The 1,879-nt window shown below is 46.8% G+C and carries 2 protein-coding genes; both read left to right on the forward strand.

The annotated features are described in order from the left end of the window. Positions 1-189: 189 nt before the first annotated feature. Entirely contained in the window at positions 190-933 is a 744-nt protein-coding gene (rlmB, locus tag R8N46_RS24415; protein WP_005455666.1) for a 23S rRNA (guanosine(2251)-2'-O)-methyltransferase RlmB, read from the forward strand. 102 nt (positions 934-1,035) lie between these two features. Continuing rightward, positions 1,036-1,722, forward strand: coding sequence for a phosphoglycolate phosphatase (locus R8N46_RS24420; protein WP_020839776.1), 687 nt, complete (start codon positions 1,036-1,038; stop codon positions 1,720-1,722). Positions 1,723-1,879 lie beyond the last annotated feature (157 nt).

Below are 1,879 nucleotides of genomic sequence, written 5' to 3' on the forward strand. Positions count from 1 at the left end.
TAAACGCAAAGGGCCAAAACGTGGGGATGACGATAGCGCAAAGAAGCCAAAGGTGAAGAAAGCCCACAAGAAAAAGCCACACAGTAAGCCAAAGAAAACCAAGCGCACTAAGCAAGACGCGCAGTAGGCTGAAGCGCCAATCTGTTACCGCAGATTGGCGGTGAGCGAAGCACAGAAACAGGTTAAGTAATGAGTAACGAATTTATTTACGGTATTCATGCCGTGAAAGCGGTATTGGAACGCGAACCAGAACGTTTTATTGAAGCGTACGTTCTAAAAGGACGCCAAGACGATCGCCTAATGCCAATCTTGAACGATTTGCAGGTGTGTGGTGTTTCTATCCAACAAATGACGCGTAAAACCTTGGATGACAAAGCACATGGTGCAAACCACCAAGGCATCATCGCGCGCGTAAAACCAGCAAAACAGCTGAACGAAAACGACATCGACGACATCCTAGCGCAGCATGAGACACCGTTGCTATTGGTTTTGGATGGCGTGACTGACCCTCACAACCTTGGTGCCTGTTTACGTAACGCCGATGCTGCTGGTGTTGCTGCGATTATCGTTCCTAAAGATCGATCAGCACCAATGAATGCGACAGTAAGCAAAGTAGCCTGTGGCGCTGCAGAAGTGGTGCCTTTGATTCGTGTAACCAACCTAGCGCGCACAATGCGTACTCTGCAAGAGCAGGGCATCTGGTTCGTGGGTACGGCGGGTGAAGCGACACACGACATTTATCAAGCAAAACTGACTGGTCCTCTGGCAATTGTCATGGGCGCAGAAGGTGATGGCATGCGCCGCCTAACGCGAGAAACTTGCGATGATTTGATTAAAATCCCAATGGCAGGTAGCGTATCAAGTTTGAATGTGTCGGTTGCATCAGGCATCTGTTTATTCGAAGCAGTTCGTCAGCGCTTGGCTGCGAAGTAAGCGAATGAGAACATATGTCACTGAGCCCAAAGGCTTAGTGGCTTGAAGAATCAAACACATAGGATGGGAGACCATCCTTTGTTATTTTTAGCTAGGGAAATTATGACTCAACAAGATATTAAACTGATTGCGTTCGATCTGGATGGCACTTTGTTGGACAGCGTACCTGATTTGACCGTTGCTGCAGACCAAGCGGTACAAGCTTTGGGTTACCCTGCAGTATCGGAAGAGCAAGTACGTGATTACGTAGGTAACGGTGCTGACGTCCTGATTGGTCGCGCGCTAAGCCAAAGCATGACCATCAGTAGCGATCTTAGTGAAGAGCTGCGTGCAAAAGGACGCGAGCTGTTTGATGACTTTTACGCGCAAAGCGGTCATCAGCTGAGCCATCTTTACCCAACAGTAAAAGAGACGTTAGAAGAGCTACATCAGGCTGGCTTTACGATGGCGCTTGTAACGAACAAACCATCGAAGTTTGTTCCAGAAATTCTAGAGCAACATGGCATCGCAAAATACTTTGTGGACGTATTGGGTGGTGATGCATTCCCTGAGAAAAAACCAAACCCAGTCGCACTGAACTGGTTGATGGAAAAACATCAGGTGAAAGCGAGCGAAATGCTGATGGTTGGCGACTCGAAGAATGACATCCTTGCGGCGAAAAACGCAGGTTGTGCTTCGTTTGGTTTAACATACGGTTATAACCATGGTGAGCCTATTTCAGCTTCAAACCCAGATTTTGTCGCAGACAGTTTATCTGAATTATTGGAAGTAGTAGCCGTTTCTGCATAACGGCTACAAAAGAGCTTCCAAAATACTCGTTAATGAGTACACTGAGTAAACCGTGCGCTAAAAGCCGCACGGTTTTTCATTTTAATTAGATTAAGAAGTCAAAGGAATCATTCTAATGAGCAAACCCATTGTATTGAGTGGTGTTCAACCTTCAGGT

The sequence above is a fragment of the Vibrio sp. 1874 genome (assembly GCF_033344395.1).
Classification (GTDB): Bacteria; Pseudomonadota; Gammaproteobacteria; order Enterobacterales; family Vibrionaceae; genus Vibrio; species Vibrio alginolyticus.

Bases quoted from the DNA above. Each gene is read 5' to 3' on its own strand.
- R8N46_RS24420 (WP_020839776.1), top strand. From the start codon at position 1,036: ATGACTCAACAAGATATTAAACTGATTGCGTTCGATCTGGATGGCACT.
- rlmB (WP_005455666.1), top strand. From the start codon at position 190: ATGAGTAACGAATTTATTTACGGTATTCATGCCGTGAAAGCGGTATTG.